General features: G+C 41.4%; 12 protein-coding genes, 1 CRISPR repeat array and 1 other annotated feature. Of the genes, 11 read left to right on the forward strand and 1 reads right to left on the reverse strand.

Going from position 1 to position 21335, the window contains the following annotated elements; genetic code table 11:
- The first annotated feature begins 413 nt into the window (after positions 1–413).
- From cas1f to ND6B_RS13685, 11 genes are all read left to right on the forward strand, one after another.
- A complete protein-coding gene (cas1f, locus tag ND6B_RS13725; protein ID WP_033102942.1) occupies positions 414–1403 on the forward strand; it encodes a type I-F CRISPR-associated endonuclease Cas1f in 990 nt (329 codons plus the stop codon).
- Positions 1400–4810 (forward strand): type I-F CRISPR-associated helicase Cas3f, encoded by a 3411-nt coding sequence (gene cas3f, locus ND6B_RS13720; RefSeq protein WP_033102943.1) that lies wholly within the window; start codon positions 1400–1402, stop codon positions 4808–4810. The genes cas1f and cas3f overlap by 4 nt, the downstream gene beginning before the upstream one ends.
- Positions 4801–6147, forward strand: a complete 1347-nt coding sequence (csy1, locus tag ND6B_RS13715) for a type I-F CRISPR-associated protein Csy1 (RefSeq protein WP_033102944.1) — start codon at positions 4801–4803, stop codon at positions 6145–6147. Before cas3f ends, csy1 begins: the two co-directional genes overlap by 10 nt.
- A gap of 1 nt (position 6148) precedes the next feature.
- On the forward strand, positions 6149–7162 hold the full coding sequence (csy2, locus tag ND6B_RS13710) for a type I-F CRISPR-associated protein Csy2 (protein ID WP_033102945.1): 1014 nt from the start codon (positions 6149–6151) through the stop codon (positions 7160–7162).
- Positions 7163–7182: 20 nt separating this feature from the next.
- Positions 7183–8178, forward strand: coding sequence for a type I-F CRISPR-associated protein Csy3 (gene csy3 / locus ND6B_RS13705; protein ID WP_033102946.1), 996 nt, complete (start codon positions 7183–7185; stop codon positions 8176–8178).
- 9 nt (positions 8179–8187) lie between these two features.
- Positions 8188–8826, forward strand: coding sequence for a type I-F CRISPR-associated endoribonuclease Cas6/Csy4 (cas6f, locus tag ND6B_RS13700; RefSeq protein ID WP_033102947.1), 639 nt, complete (start codon positions 8188–8190; stop codon positions 8824–8826).
- Positions 8827–8976: 150 nt separating this feature from the next.
- Positions 8977–15244: a CRISPR direct-repeat array (repeat unit 28 nt; unit sequence GTTCACTGCCGCACAGGCAGCTTAGAAA).
- 222 nt (positions 15245–15466) lie between these two features.
- Positions 15467–16126 (forward strand): AHH domain-containing protein, encoded by a 660-nt coding sequence (locus ND6B_RS13695; protein WP_033102948.1) that lies wholly within the window; start codon positions 15467–15469, stop codon positions 16124–16126.
- Positions 16127–16131: 5 nt separating this feature from the next.
- A complete protein-coding gene (locus tag ND6B_RS19760; RefSeq protein ID WP_051686732.1) occupies positions 16132–16701 on the forward strand; it encodes a hypothetical protein in 570 nt (189 codons plus the stop codon).
- A gap of 130 nt (positions 16702–16831) precedes the next feature.
- Positions 16832–17101 (forward strand): hypothetical protein, encoded by a 270-nt coding sequence (locus tag ND6B_RS0119070; protein WP_051686733.1) that lies wholly within the window; start codon positions 16832–16834, stop codon positions 17099–17101.
- Between the two features lie 1165 nt (positions 17102–18266).
- Entirely contained in the window at positions 18267–19022 is a 756-nt protein-coding gene (locus tag ND6B_RS13690; RefSeq protein ID WP_033102949.1) for a hypothetical protein, read from the forward strand.
- A gap of 5 nt (positions 19023–19027) precedes the next feature.
- Complete coding sequence (locus tag ND6B_RS13685; RefSeq protein WP_051686734.1) at positions 19028–20029, forward strand: hypothetical protein; 1002 nt, start codon at positions 19028–19030, stop codon at positions 20027–20029.
- Between the two features lie 36 nt (positions 20030–20065).
- Here ND6B_RS13685 and ND6B_RS13680 read toward each other — a convergent pair.
- A protein-coding gene (locus ND6B_RS13680; protein WP_089368775.1) for an IS3 family transposase occupies positions 20066–21285 on the reverse strand; the annotation gives its coding sequence in 2 pieces (ribosomal slippage) (positions 20066–21006 and positions 21006–21285; 1221 coding nt in all).
- Positions 20891–21007 (reverse strand) — a sequence feature (AL1L pseudoknot). (Overlaps the previous gene by 117 nt.)
- Positions 21286–21335 lie beyond the last annotated feature (50 nt).

Consider the following 21335-nt stretch of genomic DNA (forward strand, 5'->3'; position numbering starts at 1 on the left):
AGGTTTAACGCTTTCCTTGACCTTTAAAATACGCTTTAGAGAAGCCTGAGCCCGCACAAGTAAATACCACCAGCATAAGCATAGTAAGTAATAACTCTGAAGAGCTTATAGAAGCCGAAGTAGATACGCTCAACACTACTTAGTGACTAAATAATGCTCGCTTGAAAGGTAAAATACCATGTATGGTATGAACTAAATAACATAGTGCTATTGGGTGACTCACAGATTACTGAACTCACTCTACCCACAATTTAGGCGTAAGTAATAAACACGTATTTGAAGTAAAAGCGCTTGATAGTGATTACTTCTTAGGGATTCGGTATTTACAAAGTCCTATAAAAGGATTGCATAATGTTAAGTTTTATAGTGTATTTAATATTGAAGAAAGGATAATGATTTAAAGGATTGAATTAATGGATGACTTTTCACCTTCAGATTTAAAAACAATACTGCACTCTAAACGCGCTAACATGTATTACCTTGAATATTGCAGGGTAATGCAAAAAGATGGCCGCGTGCTTTATCTTACAGAAGCCAAAAACGAAAATCAGTATTTTAATATTCCGATTGCGAACACTACCGTTTTACTATTAGGTAACGGTACATCAATAACCCAAGCGGCGATGCGAATGTTAGCCCAAGCGGGTGTATTAGTTGGCTTTGCTGGTGGCGGAGGCACACCATTACATATGGCCTGCGAAGTAGAATGGTTTACGCCACAAAGTGAGTATCGCCCAACAGAGTACCTCCATGGCTGGTTACAGTTTTGGTTTGATGACGAAAAGCGCCTCAAAGCCGCAAAAACGTTTCAACAAGCGCGCATAACTTATTTGCAAAAGGTCTGGCAAAAAGATCGTGATTTAAAAAGTGAGGGGTTCGATTTTAATAGCGAAAAAATACAGGGCGCGTTAACAACGTTTCACGCCCGCACCGATGCCGCAAAAAAACAATCTGACTTGCTGTTGACCGAAGCACAGCTCACCAAAGTACTCTATAAATATGCAGCCAATAATACCAATGCAGCAGAGTTTAAGCGTCAACACCAACCTGATAAAAATAGTATCAATAAAGCTAACGACTTCTTAAATCATGGTAACTACTTAGCATATGGCCTAGCCGCAAGCTGTTTATGGGTACTAGGTATCCCCCATGGTTTTGCCGTTATGCACGGTAAAACCAGACGCGGTGCCTTAGTGTTCGATGTAGCTGACTTAATTAAAGACGCATTAGTCCTCCCTTGGGCATTTATTTGCGCCAAAGAAAACGCCACAGAACAAGAGTTCCGTCAACAAGTGTTACAAACCTTTACCGATCACAAAGCCCTCGACTTTATGTTCGATACAGTAAAGGAAATTGCCTTACAAGATTATTCAACGCAAGACATTGAGGCAAAAAACCTATGATGGTCACGTTCGTTTCACAATGCGAAAAAAACGCCCTCGGCAAAACCCGTAGGGTGCTCGACGCCTTCGCCAACCGCATTGGCGACAACACATGGCAAACCCTCATCACCGAAGACGGCCTATTAACCGTTAAAAAAATGCTACGCAAAACCGCCAGCCGCAGTACCGCTGTGAGTTGCCATTGGATCAGAAATCGCTCACGCAGTCAGTTATTGTGGGTGGTAGGAAACAGATTGAAATTTAATGAACAAGGCATAGTGCCTGTGAATAGAACCTCACTTAACTTAGATCATAAAGAATGGGAGCAAGGCTGGTGTTTAAATGAAATAGTCGTTTTGGCATCAAGTATTGCGGGATTATTTCATGATTTTGGTAAAGCTAATGATTTATTCCAACAAAAGTTAAAGGGGTTAACTGAATCAAAAGGTGAACCTTATCGCCATGAATGGGTATCACTGCGTTTATTTGAGGCGTTCACAAAGGGGAAAACAGATCACGAATGGTTAAATCAATTAGCTAATCTTTTTGAACATGATCAAGGTATGGAGGTAGAAAAATTCGTACTCAGCAAGTTGTTTGTTGATGGAAAAGGCAATCAACGTGCATTTGATGACCTTGCACCTTTTGCAAAGTTAGTTGGCTGGTTGATTGTATCGCATCATCGATTACCTATGGCTAATGGTGATGCTGTCCAAATTAAAGATATTGATAAGTGGCTGTCTCATTGCTTCGATTGTCACTGGAATTCAACTAATGCTATTGACCTTGATAAATACAGCGCCAAAACCATTTCACAAAACTGGCTTTTTACCCACGGAACCCCATTTGTCAGTAAGCCTTGGCAGCATAAAGCGAGCCGTTTAGCAAAGCGGGCTTTAAATACGCCTTTATTGTTTACGGGTGAAATAAACTGGTTTGAACAACGTTGTGTCAGCCATCTGGCAAGATTGTCGCTAATGCTTGCCGACCACTACTATTCCTCTTTACCAATTGAAAAGTCCAAAACAGTTTGGAGAGACAAACAATACAAGGCAATAGCCAATACGGATAGACAAAACGCTAAGCAAGCAAGTCACAAGCCCAAGCAACAACTTGATGAACATAATATTGGTGTTGCTGTTAATGCACTGCGCTTTTCACAAAATCTACCCGCACTAAAATATACGCTGCCCGCAATAGCACAACATAAGTTATTTAGTAAAAATGCTGAGCATGATAAATATCGTTGGCAGGATAGGGCGTTCTCATATGCAAAGGCAATTTCTAAAGCGACTGAAAAACAGGGGTTCTTTGGTGTCAATATGGCATCAACCGGCTGCGGAAAAACAATAGCCAATGCGCGCGTTATGTATGGTTTGTCAGATGAAAAAGAAGGTTGTCGATTTTCAGTTGCACTCGGTTTACGAACTCTTACCTTGCAAACAGGAGATGCTTATCGTGATTTATTGAAGCTTGGTGATGACGAGTTAGCAGTATTAATTGGCTCTCAAGCGGTCAAAACACTACATCAACTCAATAAAGAACCTGAAAAAGTAAACTCTGGAAGTGAGTCTGCAGATGAGTTATTTGATCAGCTATTTGTAAGTTACGAAGGTCAAATATACGATGGTCGTTTAAAGCATTGGCTTAGCGCTAGTCCTAAGCTAGAACAGCTAATTAGTGCGCCTGTATTAGTGAGCACCATAGATCACCTAATGCCTGCCACAGAGAGCAAACGTGGCGGCAAACAAATAGCGCCGATGTTACGTTTACTCACCTCAGATTTAGTACTGGATGAGCCTGATGACTTTGGTTTAGAAGATTTACCTGCATTATGCCGCTTAGTAAATTGGGCTGGAATGCTTGGTTCACGGGTACTACTTTCTTCAGCCACGTTACCGCCTTCATTAATCAAAGCGTTATTTGATGCTTATCAATCAGGGCGACAGCAATTTAATCAAGCACAATTTCCAAAAGATAAACAACAACCTGTTTGGTGTGCATGGTTTGACGAATTTAAAAGCCAAACACTCGAAGTAGCAAATAAAGAAAGTTTCATCGCAACCCACAAAGCATTTGTTGATAAGCGAGTGAAAAAACTCACCAGTGAGCAAGATGTATTACGTAAAGGCGAAATCATTAATATTGAGCCTTTAACGTTAGAGGGCGCAACCAACCAATCTGTTCCTAGTGAGTTTTTAAGCACTGCTCACACTATTTATGAACACATACATCAACTTCATAGCAGCCATCATGTAACGCACTCGTCAGGAAATAAAATTTCATTAGGTGTGGTACGTATGGCCAACATTAACCCTATGGTCGAAGTGGCTAAATGCTTAATGAATATGAAGCCTCAAGCAGATCATCATATTCATTTTTGTATATATCATTCCCAGCTTCCTTTGGCACTACGTTCATTTAAAGAAAGCCGCTTAGATAAAGCACTAAATCGCCACGATGAACAGCAATTATGGCAACAGCCCGAAATACAAAAAGCTATACAAAATAGCTCGGTTAACAACCATATTTTTATTGTGCTCGGTACATCCGTCGTTGAAGTTGGGCGCGATCATGATTACGACTGGGCGATAGCCGAGCCTAGCTCGATGCGTTCCATTATTCAGTTAGCGGGGCGAGTACAAAGGCACCGCCAGCAAGAACCAAAAACTAGCAACCTTCGGGTATTGAATAAAAATATCCGAGCCTTAAAAAACGAAACACCAGCTTATTGCAAACCGGGCTTTGAAAGTAAAGCACTGCCATTAGCAGAGCACGACCTAAATGAATTAGTCACAAACGAGCTAACCCATATTTCAGCGATATCTCGGATCATCGAGCCTAAATTCACTTTAGGAGATTTTGAGGTACTAGAGAAGTATGGGCCTGCAAATGCGACTAAACAGTTTATGGTGCAAGAGCATCGCTCGCTGCGCTTTCATTTAGAAGTGATGGACGGTAAAAAATATCGCAAAGAGTTCTATCGAAATCATAAAGAAGCAGATATCTGGTGGAATGAAACCACAGCGATACATGCTAGTTGGAATGCGGAATTTATTCGCCAAACTGAATTTAGGCAATCTCAGATGCAAGAAGCATTTGTCTTACGCATTAATGAAGATGACCAACTCACATGGAGCCAGTTAGATACTACGCAAAAACCCTACAGCTACACACCAAAAAATAGTCGCTTTAATAATGAAAAAATTATGTTGGCAAAGGGCTGTTATTGGTGGTTTGAAGAGTCTCCAACAGATATTTATCAACACTTTGCTGAAGCACTCAAGTGCAACCAACAAAAGGCCAGTCAGCAGTTAGGCGAAATAAATTTAAGAGCAGAAAAAGAAGAGCAACTAATCACATGGTCATGGCACCCGCAATTAGGTGTTTATGAGCAACCAAAAAATAAGGAAAACCAATGGAATTGACCTTAAGTGAGGCGATTGCCGATTATATCGAGCAACGCAAACAAACTAAATTAGAGCCGCTACAAAAAGCGCGCGATAAGTTGCTAGAAAAAAGTGACGACGCCACAGAAATCAGCATGGCTAAGTCGCAATACTATGAGGCCGCAGCGCCGATCGAGGCAACATTTAAACCTGTTGATTGGTTAACAGATGCGGCTAAGCGAGCTAAACAAATTAGTTTGGCGACACATGCTGCAAAGTTTACCCACAGTGATGCTAAAGCAAGCAGTATTTTAGTGTCGCCTACAGAACAACAAAGTCCAGGGTATGTCACAACAGCTAGCATGAAGTCTAAAGCAATTGATGCTGTAGGTAATGCAGCAGCGCTTGATGTAGCAAAGCTTTTAAAAATAACCGTTAAAGGCGAAAGCTTAATTGAACAGTTACAAAACAAGCATGTAGATGCGTTAAAGGCATTCACCGATGACACTGCGCTACTGGGGCAGTGGCAGTCAGGTTTTGAAAAAGCGTTAGGTGATGAAAAACGCTCAGGGCACACGCTGACAAAACAGCTTTATTATCCTGTTAATTTAGATGGCGCTGAAAAGTATCACTTATTGTGCCCGTTGTTTTCATCGTCACTTGCTCATGAGTTACATAAACAGGTTACTAAAACGCGTTTTGGCGAGTCTAAAGATATACGTGAAGCGCGCAGAAAAGGGAATTTCCATCAAGCGTTAGATGAAAGCTTTCCAGCCACCGCAGTACAAAATTTTGGTGGTTCTAAACCACAGAATATTTCACAGTTAAATAGCGAGCGATATGGTCAAAGCTTTTTACTCAACTGTGCGCCGCCAACCTTTCAAGTTCAGAGTAAACCACCGTTAACCAGTGCATCGATATTTAATCGTGAATTTGGTTTTAAAACGTCAACACTTATTCGTGAATTTAAAGCCTTTTTAACTGGGCTTACTGAGCAAGATAGAAACTTTAAAACCCGTTATAAGCTTGATTATGGCTTTGTTCAGCCTTTACTCGACAGCTTATTTAATCATGCAGTACAAATTCAAAGCCTAACCGATCACGCGGGTTGGGCAAGTGATGAGCAATGCCAAATGAAACGTGAGCACGCGCTTTGGTTAGATGTAAATAATCCAAGTACGGCTTTTCAAGCTGAGCGTGAAAAGAACGATTGGCTTGAGGTTATTGCAAACGACTTTTCACTTTGGCTGTTGCGCAAACTTGAAAATAAACAGTGCTATTTGTTAGGCGATGTTGAACAACAATACTTTAAAAAGCTGTGTTTACACGAGTTAAAAGTTTTTGAGCGCCTTACGCCAAAGTTGGGAGAACAATAATATGCAGCAATATATTCTACTTAAAAAACTTAACGTACAAAATGCTAATGCGATTGCAGGCTTAACTTATGGTTTTCCTGCGATTACTAATTTTTTAGGTTTTGCTCATGCGCTATCACGGAAATTACCTGACAAGCTTAAAATAAAGTTGGGGGGTGTCGCAGTAATCAGTCATAAAAATATCGTCCATGCACGCCAACCTAAAGGATGGGGAGATTACGTTTTCGCTTTAACGCGAAACCCGCTTACACAACAAGGTAATACTGCCCCCATTAATGAAGAAGGTCGCATGAATATGCAAATCTCTTTATTGATTGAAGTGGAGGGTTTGGTTGCAGGCGATCAAACAACACTGCAGCTATTGCAAGAAGAGTTAAATAATTCAATTCCTTCCATGCGCCTAGCTGGTGGGCAAATAACGAGCTTTGAATCCTGTGAAGTGTTAAATGATGAACAGTCACAACAAAAAGCATTACGCCGCTTAATGCCGGGCTTTGTCTTGCTCGATAGAAGTGACTACCTCGAAGCGCACTTTTCAACACTGAAAGCTAAACAAGAAAATACAAGCTTATTTGATGCATGGTGCGATTTTGTCAAATTAAAATTTCAAGCCACGCCACTTGAAAATCAAAACAGTGAAAGTGAGCAAGTAGAGCCTGCGCAAGAAAACGAAGAAAGCACAAAAATAAGAGTCTCGTGGAAGTATGTTGTAAAGCCTAATGGCGGTTATTTAGTACCAATAGCTGCGGGCTACTATGCAATTTCAGAGCTTTATGCGGCCGGTGAAGTTGAAAACGTGCGCGATAAAACAGTGCCAGTCGCATTTGCAGAAACCGCATATAGCGTTGGTGAGTGGCAAAGCGTTCACCGCCTTAAACAAATTAATAATGGCGTTTGGCGCTATACCTATCAGTACCCTTGGTATATTGCCAAAACAACTTCAACCACAACAACTATTTTAGAACCAGATATAGAAGTCCAAACAAGTGACACTGTATTTGACCCTGACTTTTAATAATAAACGGAGATTTAACCATGGCAGATGTAAAACTTAAAACCCCTTCAGTACTAGCGTTTGAAGCAAAATTGATCCCATCTGATGCCCTGATGTTTGCAGGGAATGTAGATGAAAATAACTGGCAACCAATTTTAGTTGGCGAAAAAGCAGTACGTGGCACCATTTCAAATAGACTAAAAGCCGCAATGGCAAATGATCCAGCGAAATTGGATGCAGAAGTATCAAAAGCCAATTTACAAACTGTTGATGTTGCCGCATTACCACACAGTACAGATACCTTAAAATTAGTCTTCACCTTACGCGTGTTAAGTAACCTACATGTTCCATCAACGTGTAATGATCCCGCTTATCAAAGTGCATTAGTTGAAAAAGTAAAGCAATACCAAATTTCAACAGAGTTTAAAGAATTAGCCAAGCGCTACGCGCATAACATTGCCAATGGTCGTTTTTTGTGGCGCAACCGTGTAGGCGCTGAAGCGGTAAAAGTGGTGGTTACTGCGGGTAATAAAGAAAATAGAAAGCAATTTACTTTTGATAGTTATGAGTTTAGCCTGCGCGATTTTGAAGAAAACCAACAAATAAATGAATTAGCACAAATCATTCAGCAAGGTCTTACCGAAGAGCATGCGTTGATCAAAGTTGAAGCTTATAGTCAGTTAGGACAAGGGCAAGCAGTTTATCCATCACAAGAACTGGTGATGGGCGGTGGTAAGGGTGATAAGAGCAAGTTCTTATATCAATTGGATGGCCAAGCAGCAATACATTCACAAAAAGTGGGTAATGCTTTGCGTACCATAGATACATGGCATTCTGAAGCAGATGAAATTGGGCCAATAGCAGTAGAACCATATGGGTCTGTTACAAATCGTGGTGCAGCATACCGTCAACCAAAACAAAGTATGGATTTTTATAAGCTACTTGATGGTTGGATGTTAAAAGGTAAAGAGCCTGAACTTGAGCAACAGCATTATATTATGGCCATGTTAATTCGTGGCGGTGTATTTGGTGAATAAGGAGTAAGTATGAATTACTACCTCGAAATAACCTTGTTGCCAGACGCTGAAACCAATCTTGGCTTTTTATGGGAAAAAGTGTATCAACAAGTGCATATTGCATTGGTTGATAATAAAGTTGCTGAAAACGAATCGGCGATTGCAGTGGGGTTTCCGGACTATAAGCAAAGTAGTTTTCCATTGGGTAGCAAATTACGCCTTTTTGCAAAAGATAAAGCTGAGCTTGAAAAGTTAGGCATTGACGAATGGTTAACTCGCCTTGCAGATTATATACACGTAAAAGCCATCAAACCAGTGCCGGCTGGTGTAACTTATGTATGTTTTAAGCGTACACATGTTAAATCGGCTGAGCGTATAGACCGGGATATGCAAGAAAAAGCAAAGCGCTGGGCTAACAAAAGTGGTCAATCTTTAGCACAATGTTTAATTGAGCTTGAAAAGACCAAACCAGTAGGGCACAGCAAGCTACCGTTTATCTTTTTACATAGCCAAGAAACTAAGCGTCGTTCGCCCAATCAAAGTAGTAAATTCCCTCTGTTTATTTCTAGAGTAAAAGTCAATAGTTCTCAAAATGGCACATTTGACAGCTATGGACTCAGTGCAAAATCGAATGATGAAAATAAATTGGGCTGCGTACCTCAATTTTAATCTATGAAGGGTGTTGTTCACCCTTTATTTTTGCTCTTTAAAAATATGATATAAAAACAGCAAGTTACAATAGTTAGCTTTTTATAAGGTAAAATTAGCATATTTACCCTTACGGCCTGTTGTAACTTATTTTTATGCTGATATTCTATAGTTCACTGCCGCACAGGCAGCTTAGAAATATCTGTGCCATTGACTCCACATCTTTATCCAGTTCACTGCCGCACAGGCAGCTTAGAAAAGAGTTGCGGAATATCAATCCACGAGCTTTACGTTCACTGCCGCACAGGCAGCTTAGAAAAACCTGTGCTGAGCCTCTACGTTACCCAAAGAGTTCACTGCCGCACAGGCAGCTTAGAAATGAGCATGCTGAGCTTATTAATTCACTATCATGTTCACTGCCGCACAGGCAGCTTAGAAAACTCCAAACTGCCGATACTTTGACGGTAAAACGTTCACTGCCGCACAGGCAGCTTAGAAAATTGTGAGTTAGCGTAAACTGACCATCACCGAGTTCACTGCCGCACAGGCAGCTTAGAAAGTTACAGAAACGCGAAGCGGTACAGTTTCACCGTTCACTGCCGCACAGGCAGCTTAGAAAATTAACGTTAAGCCGGTAAAGTCGCGGCCAGCGTTCACTGCCGCACAGGCAGCTTAGAAATTACCCGTTCCATAAACAGTATTGCCTATAATGTTCACTGCCGCACAGGCAGCTTAGAAAGGGATGATTGAAAAATCGCGCAATTGGTCAATGTTCACTGCCGCACAGGCAGCTTAGAAACCGTTGTGATGTCGGTGATCACGGTTGCAACGGTTCACTGCCGCACAGGCAGCTTAGAAATAGAGGCGTTAGAAATATGAACCTAATCGACAGTTCACTGCCGCACAGGCAGCTTAGAAAAGCGCGGGTTGTTTCGGCTTGGTCGCGGCGTTGTTCACTGCCGCACAGGCAGCTTAGAAATTCTGCACAAACTACCGTTAACGACTGACCATGTTCACTGCCGCACAGGCAGCTTAGAAATGGCATGTGGGGTGCGTCTGCTTCACGCTTACGTTCACTGCCGCACAGGCAGCTTAGAAAATTGGCATAGGTTTTCGTAAAGCCTAATTGTGGTTCACTGCCGCACAGGCAGCTTAGAAATTTGAAGGCAGCCCGTACTGCTTAGCATATCCGTTCACTGCCGCACAGGCAGCTTAGAAATTTAGCTCTAAACTCGTTAGCCGCTCTTAATTGTTCACTGCCGCACAGGCAGCTTAGAAATTGTTTGCGCAAGTATTTTAACCGTGCATCGCGTTCACTGCCGCACAGGCAGCTTAGAAACATATTGTCGGTTAATGCATTTCTAAACTCTTGTTCACTGCCGCACAGGCAGCTTAGAAAATCAGTTCAATTTGTATAGATTTAGAGTAAGCGTTCACTGCCGCACAGGCAGCTTAGAAAACACATAATCCCCGCTTAAATCAACGGTCATGGTTCACTGCCGCACAGGCAGCTTAGAAACTAAAACCCCCGAGCAACAACGCCACATTGCAGTTCACTGCCGCACAGGCAGCTTAGAAATGATGATGAAAATAACCCAACCATGCTAACAGGTTCACTGCCGCACAGGCAGCTTAGAAAGTTAATTGGTTTATATCCACACCGAGCGCAAAGTTCACTGCCGCACAGGCAGCTTAGAAAGATTCAAGGTGCTGGTAAGTTTGGCGACCGTCGTTCACTGCCGCACAGGCAGCTTAGAAATAACGGTAAGTTGCGGGTGCTGCGCGAGCTAAGTTCACTGCCGCACAGGCAGCTTAGAAAGCAAATTAATACGGTGGGTTAGCTTACTCTAAGTTCACTGCCGCACAGGCAGCTTAGAAATACCTACACCTTTAAAGGCGATAAGGTTGATGGTTCACTGCCGCACAGGCAGCTTAGAAAGATGAACAAATTGAAGCGGCATTGATTGAAAGGTTCACTGCCGCACAGGCAGCTTAGAAAAACATGAACAACAGAAACAAACTGCTGGCTGAGTTCACTGCCGCACAGGCAGCTTAGAAAAGAATAAAACTGAATAACAGATTAATGCCATTGTTCACTGCCGCACAGGCAGCTTAGAAATACACGAAAAATGAAAAGGTGGCAGCGGGTTGGTTCACTGCCGCACAGGCAGCTTAGAAATTTGTAGCGGGTAGTAAAAACCGCTCAATGCGGTTCACTGCCGCACAGGCAGCTTAGAAATTGCAGTGCATCTTTGACAACTTGAGTTTCTGGTTCACTGCCGCACAGGCAGCTTAGAAAGCTGTAGATGCTGGGTTGCGGTTGCCAACTAAGTTCACTGCCGCACAGGCAGCTTAGAAATTGTCGGGGACGGTAGCGAGTTGATCCGAACTGTTCACTGCCGCACAGGCAGCTTAGAAAAATTGGATAAATCTAAAGCTGGCGAGATTGCAGTTCACTGCCGCACAGGCAGCTTAGAAATGACAAGTGGTACAACTACAACTCAGCTATTAGTTCACTGCCGCACAGGCAGCTTAGAAAGTTTTATGGTGTTGCGGGGTCCGACTTGATCTGTTCACTGCCGCACAGGCAGCTTAGAAAAAGCAAGATAAGCTTAGCCAGCTAACGGCGGCGTTCACTGCCGCACAGGCAGCTTAGAAAAATACCAGAGCGAGTGAATGAATCCTTAATGTGTTCACTGCCGCACAGGCAGCTTAGAAATACGGCGAAGTGGTATCGCCTGAGCATGCTGAGTTCACTGCCGCACAGGCAGCTTAGAAATTGCAACCAATTCAACCGAGGCCGATGCACTGGTTCACTGCCGCACAGGCAGCTTAGAAAACCAAATTGATGAATAGCGCCGTACTCCATGTGTTCACTGCCGCACAGGCAGCTTAGAAATGCAGCCTTTGGTGTGTAAGGGCTGCAGCGCCGTTCACTGCCGCACAGGCAGCTTAGAAAAGACGGAAGTCCAAGAGCTAGAATTTACAAGAGTTCACTGCCGCACAGGCAGCTTAGAAACAGCACTTACCAATGCACTCACCAACGCCATAGTTCACTGCCGCACAGGCAGCTTAGAAATTTAAAGAAAGGTAATATGCCGCCTCGCTTATGTTCACTGCCGCACAGGCAGCTTAGAAAATGAAAAAACCATTTACCAAACAAAGCTTACTGTTCACTGCCGCACAGGCAGCTTAGAAAACTTGTGAAAAATTACAAAGTGCTGGTTTTTGGTTCACTGCCGCACAGGCAGCTTAGAAAAAAGACACAAACACAGCGCAGATCAAAAAAGCGTTCACTGCCGCACAGGCAGCTTAGAAAAGAACTGCGCCATTGGCAAAGGTTTTCGCAAAGTTCACTGCCGCACAGGCAGCTTAGAAAACAAAGCTTTAGACGAGGTGTGAAATGATACAGTTCACTGCCGCACAGGCAGCTTAGAAATCATCATAAGCGAATGGTTTAAACTGCTGCTCGTTCACTGCCGCACAGGCAGCTTAGAAATGATAAGTGGTATAACTACAACTCAGCTATTAGTTCACTGCCGCACAGGCAGCTTAGAAAAAGCGCCCCGCACTAGCACGACTTTTAAAACGGTTCACTGCCGCACAGGCAGCTTAGAAAAACATGACCGAGTTAGACGCGCTAATAGAAGCGTTCACTGCCGCACAGGCAGCTTAGAAAATGAGTACATACGCAATAATACCGCAAGAGCAGTTCACTGCCGCACAGGCAGCTTAGAAACCAATCGCTTGAGTTTTGGCTTACAGCATCAAGTTCACTGCCGCACAGGCAGCTTAGAAATACCTCTAGACCAATAGTTGCAACTAAGTCCGGTTCACTGCCGCACAGGCAGCTTAGAAAGTAACCTATTACGGAGCCGCCAACAAATACGAGTTCACTGCCGCACAGGCAGCTTAGAAATGTAACAGAGCGCGGTATCTACATTTTATCTGGTTCACTGCCGCACAGGCAGCTTAGAAAGTACAAACCTAAGCATGTGCCGACATATAAAGGTTCACTGCCGCACAGGCAGCTTAGAAAGTGACCCGCGTGAAGCTGGCCGTTTATTCGGTGTTCACTGCCGCACAGGCAGCTTAGAAATGATTAGTTGACGATGGTGAAACCGTTGAATAGTTCACTGCCGCACAGGCAGCTTAGAAATAAGCGAAGAAAACGCTAAGCAGATTCTTAAAGTTCACTGCCGCACAGGCAGCTTAGAAAGTTGCAGCAATGGATGATGCGGACGTTAATTAGTTCACTGCCGCACAGGCAGCTTAGAAATTCTGGTGTTGTATAGGCTGAAACCCTATTGAGTTCACTGCCGCACAGGCAGCTTAGAAATTCACGATTGATGCGCTCACGCAGCCATTTAGGTTCACTGCCGCACAGGCAGCTTAGAAACACAAGAAAACCTAGGTGAAGCGCCTAAGCACGTTCACTGCCGCACAGGCAGCTTAGAAAATCACTAAAAACCCGCTGCAAATAGGCGGCAAGTTCACTGCCGCACAGGCAGCTTAGAAATTACTAAGGGGTTGGGTGGGTTGCGCCCTTACGTTCACTGCCGCACAGGCAGCTTAGAAAGTACTCGATACCATCACGCGCCAATTCCTTACGTTTACTGCCGCACAGGCAGCTTAGAAAGCTGACGCTGACATTGATGTGCAATTACTTATGTTCACTGCCGCACAGGCAGCTTAGAAAAACATGCAAATAAGTGACGGCGCCAATAGTGCGTTCACTGCCGCACAGGCAGCTTAGAAAATTCAGAAAAAACAACGCCTCTTGGGTTTGCAGTTCACTGCCGCACAGGCAGCTTAGAAATAGCGCTTTAGCTATTGCTATGGCATCGTCTTGTTCACTGCCGCACAGGCAGCTTAGAAAACGGTACTTCGCTGCCTGTGGGTATGCCTAGCGTTCACTGCCGCACAGGCAGCTTAGAAAGTACGCGGCGCTTGCTGCCATACTGCCTACAAGTTCACTGCCGCACAGGCAGCTTAGAAAACAATTACGAAACAGAAAGCGGGATTTGTATTGTTCACTGCCGCACAGGCAGCTTAGAAATTTAGTGTGCTCTATATATGGCAAATCACTAGGTTCACTGCCGCACAGGCAGCTTAGAAATCATCATAAGCGAATGGCTTAAACTGCTGCTCGTTCACTGCCGCACAGGCAGCTTAGAAAAAGAAGGTAAATAAAGATGGCAACTACAGGTAGTTCACTGCCGCACAGGCAGCTTAGAAAAAAGAGCTAAACGGGACGAACTTCCGTGGCAAGTTCACTGCCGCACAGGCAGCTTAGAAAATGGTGTCGGTCTCCGTTGATTTAAAAGTTTAGTTCACTGCCGCACAGGCAGCTTAGAAAAATCGAGCAACGGCAATGTGTTTGCCGTTGTTGTTCACTGCCGCACAGGCAGCTTAGAAATGGTTGGTTACTTCTTGAATTACGTGCTTTGTGTTCACTGCCGCACAGGCAGCTTAGAAAAATAATGGTGAAAGATGGTGCTGGCGTTGTTGGTTCACTGCCGCACAGGCAGCTTAGAAAAACATCAACTGATACAGGCTTTTCTTTTTTTAGTTCACTGCCGCACAGGCAGCTTAGAAAGACGACGTATATCGACAGTTCAAAAGCGACGCGTTCACTGCCGCACAGGCAGCTTAGAAATGCTCTAGTGCGTTTTCTTTCACGTCTTTAGCGTTCACTGCCGCACAGGCAGCTTAGAAATGCTGCGATACAGGTTGACGCTTAAGTACATCGTTCACTGCCGCACAGGCAGCTTAGAAAATTTGCTGTAGAGTTAAAGGGTTGCCCATATTGTTCACTGCCGCACAGGCAGCTTAGAAAGTCTAAGTCTTTAAAGCTTGCAACAACACTACGTTCACTGCCGCACAGGCAGCTTAGTAAAAAACAGTAACGACAAAATGTCGGGGTTAAAAGTTCACTGCCGCACAGGCAGCTTAGAAAACTATAAACCTTGCACCCACTGCCATGCTTAAGTTCACTGCCGCACAGGCAGCTTAGAAAGCCTCACCGTTGTGACTCGCAAAAGTTTGAAGGTTCACTGCCGCACAGGCAGCTTAGAAAAACTTTACGCATTTGTAACAGCAATGGGCTGGGTTCACTGCCGCACAGGCAGCTTAGAAAGTGACGGGCGAGTAAAAGCGTTTGATGAAAAGGTTCACTGCCGCACAGGCAGCTTAGAAACCCATCAGCCACACATTGCACAGCATCGTTACGTTCACTGCCGCACAGGCAGCTTAGAAAATGCAAAAAAAACACAATTCAAAATACCAAGAGTTCACTGCCGCACAGGCAGCTTAGAAACCGCAACTATTCTGGTCGGTGTAGTAGGATTTGTTCACTGCCGCACAGGCAGCTTAGAAAATCGTCCAGCGGTCGAGGACTCCGGCCTTTAAGTTCACTGCCACGCAGGCAGATTAGAAAACAGTAACAAGCGGTGGTTTTTATTGCCTAGAATATTGTCTTAAAGTTAAAGGACAAAGAGATAGTTTTAAAAATAGTACAATGAGCTTTTAATTATTGTCGCACTTTTGATAGGCAAAAATTTGTGCAGCAAAGTTAGTTTAGTACGTACTTAAAATTTGCTTAAAAAAATGAAAAATGGGAACATAAAGGTCTATACAGAAACTTATAAGGAAATATTTAATGTATGCAATGCCAACTCGCCCCGAAAAGCCTTCTGCTCAAGACTTACAACTTTACAATTTTGAATTACTTGCTAGGAAACACTATCAAAAGCTTTTAAAAAAGAGTCCAAATTGTGCGGACACACAAAAAGCTATGGCGAATGATATAGCTCATTTAAAAAAGGAAAGAGAAAAAATCTTAAGGCCTGCAGAGGCAAGGGCTATATTAGCTTCTTATAGAGCTAACAGTGAAAGTACGAGTATTGAAGACAAAATGGGAGAGAAATATCGCCCTACAAAAGCGCTTCAAAAAAACCTAAGGGCAGCCGGAGAGATGAAGCCTTCCTCAAGCCATGAGGCACATCATATAATATGTTGTAAAGGCCGCTGGGATCAAGCTGCAGTGATGAGAGCAAGGCTGAACTTGCATTTTAATGGAATAGGGATTAATGATGCCAAAAATGGAGTTTGGCTTTTTAGTAATCCTAGTCATAAACAGTATGACTGGGCTACACCTGATGCCCCTGCTCATAAGACTATACACACAAAAAAATATGAATCTTGGCTCGGTGATAACTTGGGGCGTAAAGAACTCAGAGATGATAGAACCTTATTTATAAACGAGCTAAGAATTGCCAAAATTTTAATTAAAGATGGCAACTTCCCCACTCTAGGATAATAGTCATGAAAGTATATAGAATTAACTGTAAGAATGACCAAGGGGATATATTAGATTTTGACCCCTATTCAATGTATCAATCATTAAAAGGCTATACAGACATTGCTGAGGCAGAGTTTATGGTTAAAATTTTTGATTTACATGCCAATAATGATTCTATTCTTAATATATGGCCAGATGTTATGCCTATTAAGCCGTTATCTATTGATTATGATAAAGTTGATGTTTATATCCAAGGTGGTTTTTTACTATTATCTAAGGGAGCTTATGATTACCTATATCACTTTTTAAATGAGTATGGCGAGTTCCTCAAAATAGACGTGAACGGCTCAGAAATGGTACTTTTTAACTTGCGTGTTTTTGGGCAAGAAGATCTTGATAAATGTATAGAGAACTACTCTAAAGGATTGAGAAGTGGCTTTAAAAGCTTTGCATTTATTGATTCAGATATAAATAGCAAATTGCTATTTAAATCGAAGTTGTTAGATGGGATAGGGCTATTTTGCGGTGAAGAATTTAAGCAATTAGTTGAAGAAAAAAGTTTAAATGGTATTGAATTTAATGAAATTAATTAGCTTACTATTTTAGCTCATTGCTTAAGCTCGGTTTTGAGCATAATAATTATGAGCAAGTTAGTTTTTCATATTTGAATACTTAGCTAAAAAAGCCGAAGTGTTTAGAGGACATTTTAAATAGAGAGTATTAATGAAAAGCATCAATTGGTTTACTGATGAACCTTCAGAGATAGGTCTTTATTTTGTGGCTGTAAAATATGGTGAAGGGGCTGGGACATTCGATTTTATAAAGTGGGATGGCAATAAATGGCTAACTGAATATGAAGGTAACGTTATTGCATACACTATGCTGGAAGGTTTAATAAGAGATAGTAATATAAAATGGCCAGAAGAAACTAAAAAAGTAGAGCTGAAAAAAGATCCAAATGTAGATGCTGATAGTCTATGGGAAGAAATGTAGGAAAAAAAAGTTATAATTATTTTTTTAAAGAATCTAATATCGAGATTCGATTATGATATTTCCTTTTAGTACCATGGTTAGTACCTATTGCTATAACCCGTTATTTTAAAGTTCAGTTAAAACAATGAATTAGGATTTTAGTTAAGACTCCCCCAGCTCCACCAATAACGGTTTTTAAATTCGTTTGTTTAAAAACCCTAAAAAACCCGCAACTTGAGCAATCAAGTCGCGGGTTTTTTTATGGCTAAAATTTAATTAAAGCAATTGATTTGTTTTACAGTATCAGGAAATACTAATGAAATATTAAATGACGGTTTAAAATTAATCTAATAGTGATAAAGATGTTTTGATGCTTATTCAACAAGACCGCTATAAAACTAATGCACAACTTGATAAAAAATGTGGCAAGTCTAAAAGCACTATTTAAAGGCGCGTAAAGTTTTTAAAAGACGCAGGCTTGATAACTCGTATTGCTGCAAAGAAAACAGGGGATTAGCAAGTTAAACATTAGCAGTGAGCTAAAATAATTGCCGTAAATAAAATGGATGTTAATTCACTAAAGGGCAATGTGGTTATGTTTTATGACGTTTTGCGAGTTTTATAAAATAAAACGTCAGGTACTTGTTTATAACCTCAAACTTTAACTGAACACCATAAGATCATTTTAAAACTTACTTTTTAATATTTAATTATCAGCACCAACTTTTTAGGTCGAGCCTTTTATTAAACCCTACAGTACTACAACCACTCTTATATTTAATTAAGTATCCGATTTCCGTCCTAAAAGAATTAAAGCAAATACTTGAGCAGAAATTTTAACTTGGAAAGCTAAGAAAGAAGCTTGGTTTTTGTTAAGGTTTGATTCATTTTTCTTGCTCCGTTATTATCAGGCGTATGAAAATGGAATGCCTGTTAAAACAAGGATCAAAAGTGGCCTTCCTTGATTACCAATCCTTAGTGTCGCCGTTACTAGAATACTTAGCTAATGGTAAAGCAGTTAAACTTAATGAAATTGATGTTGAAATATATAAAAACTTGGCCTTTTTGCAGAAGAGTTAAAACAGCGTATTCCAAGTGGAGAACAAACATAAGCAAATTATAGGCTTTGCTAAAACTTTATAGCCTCCAGGCTCACTAAAATTATAAAAATAAAAGGAATAGTTAAATGGAATCAGAAGAATACATAGGGAGAATCCCTAAGAAGGATGCTAGTGATCCTGTCATAAGTGAAATTAACTATTTTATTCAGTTGTATAACTCTTCTTTTAAAAAAATGGATAAGTTGAGTAAATTAACGAGAACGGTCTCGGTTTTATCTGCGATCTGGGCAGCTATATTCTTAAGCTTTTTCTCAGTTGATCAGTTAGTTAAAGGCTTTGATATTTTCTCATCATCAATGATCTACGATTTTTATGATTTTAATTGGAAAATACTTTCTGCTACACCAATGGTTCTATTTGCGTTTGTAATAGGTTTACGGAGTTTTTCCAAAAAACAGCCAAACTCTTCGGAAAAACAAAACTCATTAAACGAAGGACAAATTTTTCTTCTACTAATAATTAATATCTTGTTTTCAATAATATTATTATTCCAATTTACAAAAGAGGTTATAGCTCTTTGCGGGGTACTTAGCCTTGGTGCTTTTATCTTAACATACATGGCTAATCGGCTATTTGGTTATACGTCTGGATCAGTGAGAAATCAAACTATGGAGCTGAACTTAATGCGGCTCAAAAGAGAGTATGAAATAGCAAGTCACGGCGTTGATGACAAAGAATTGAAATACATACAAGAACAAACCTTTGCCCGCCTCTTTTTACTTGATGAAATTACAGTAATAAGAAGAGATAAAGAAATAATGGGCGATCACTACAAAGTACACGATAGCGCTTTCAGCTGGGCTAAAGGACTAAGGAAATAATAAAAATGGCGACAAAATATATTTTAGATTTAACAAAAGAAGAGTATCGCGATGATTTTATGGGGATTGCTGAGTTTGATAAAAATCAACCGAAAGAGTTTTGGCAATATGAAGCACGCGATAAGTTAGTGGAGAAATTAGAGCTATTTCTTTCTGATGCTCAGAAATATAAAGGAGAGAGAGCTAAAAATAGAAGCAAAACTTGGTTATCTCATAATGCAATTTTAGTAACGGGTCAGCGTGGAACTGGTAAAACAGTGTTTCTACGAAACTCTGAAGTAATGTGGCAATCTTTCTGTAAGCTTAGCTCAAATCCATCTAGCGCAATATATTTCTTAGACTCAATAGATCCAACTATGCTTGTTGAGCAAGATAACTTTGCTAACGTTATTATTGCACAAATATATAGTGAGGTTGAGTTTAAGATTAAAAAAAATAGCAGTGATGTAAGTGAGTTGTTGAAAAGTGACTTCTATAAAACCCTAAAAATACTGGCTGACTCATTAGGGAAAAAAGAAGAGTTTGAAGGATACAGTGGAATAGATAAGGTCTTACAGTATAAGTCGGGTATAAATATTGAAAAATATTTTCATAATTATGTCGAAAGCGCTATTAATATTTTAGGGTGCGATGCTTTAGCACTGCCTATTGATGATGTTGATATGGCACTCAACCGAGCTTATGAGGTTGTCGACGAAGTACGTAGATTACTGGGTTGTCCTTATATAATACCTATTGTTAGTGGTGATGTGAGATTATATGAACAAATGGTTAATATCCATTTCGACGAAAAAGCTTACAGGAGTCGAAGCCAAAATCAGTTATGTATTAATAAAGGTATTAATTTATCAACTGAGCTAACGGATGCCTATCTAACTAAGGTTTTTCCGAACCAAATGAGAATAACCTTATTACCTATTGACTATATTGCGCCAACCTTAGAGATTAAAACATCAGCAAAATCCGAAATGTACCCATATCGAGATCATGTGCGACAGGTACACTGAATCGCCCCGAGTTCATCGGAGACCAGTTTGTTTAAGTCAGGCCACTTTACCTGACTCGTTTAAATTATCATAGTAGTCTGTTTCATATTGAGCTGGTGAAATATACCCAATTGAAGATAATAAGCGTTGATTATTAAACCAATTGACCCACTCTAACGTTGCGTATTCAACAGCATCAACATTCTTCCACGGGCCATTTCTGCGAATAATCTCTGTTTTAAATAATCCATTTATTGTTTCAGCCAATGCATTGTCATAAGAGTCACCCACACTGCCTACAGACGCTTGAATTCCAGCTTCAGCAAGTCGCTCAGTGTATCGTATAGACAAATATTGGCTGCCTCTGTCGCTGTGGTGAATTAACCCTTCGGGGTTGCCACGATGCCAAATAGCTTGCTCTAACGCATCAAGAATAAGCTCTGTGTGCATTGTCGTTGATACACGCCAACCTACAATGTATCGTGAAAAAACATCTATCACGAAAGCGACATAAACAAACCCACTCCATGTGGCAACATAGGTGATGTCAGCTACCCAAAGTTGATTTGGCTGCTCAGCAGTAAATTGACGATTAACTAAATCAAGTGGCTTATCTTGTTGCTCGTCAGGTATCGTTGTCTTATGTGCTTTACCCCGACGAACACCTTGAATTCCCATAACTCGCATCAATCGTTCGACTGTACAGCGGGCGACTTGATGGTCGTCAAGCTGTAGCTGCTTCCATATTTTTCTTGCACCATAAACTGACATATTATCCTCCCACACTTCGCGAATGAGTATTATCAGCTCAGCATCACGCTTTTTGCGGTTAGACAGTCGCTCAGGCTCTCTTTGTATCTGTTTATGAGAATAATACGTTGATGGTGCAATCGGCAATTCCTTGCAAATTGACTCGACACCGTAATGCTCTCTGCAAGCATCAATAAAATCCACTATTACTTCTGTTTGCGGTCGAGCTCCGCTTGGGCGAAAAAAGCGGCAGCTTGCCTCAGGATATCATTCGTTCGCTTGAGCTCTTTATTCTCGCGCTCTAAGACGGCAAGGCGTTCTTCAGTTGATTGCGTATTAGAAGAGGGTTTAGACGGTTGAGCTTGAGATTTCTTGACCCATGCTCTAAGTGTTTCTGGGGTACATCCCAGTTTATCTGAAATCGATACTAGCGCAGCCCAAAGAGAAGGGTATTCATGCTGTTGTGTGGTAACAAGCCTAATTGCACGTTCACGAAATTCTGATGTATAGCGATTTGATTTTTTCATAGTTCCAGTTTCTCAAGTTATTGAGTCTCTGGCAAACACGGGGCGATTCA

This window comes from Pseudoalteromonas sp. ND6B, assembly GCF_000764215.1.
Taxonomy (GTDB): Bacteria; Pseudomonadota; Gammaproteobacteria; order Enterobacterales; family Alteromonadaceae; genus Pseudoalteromonas; species Pseudoalteromonas tetraodonis.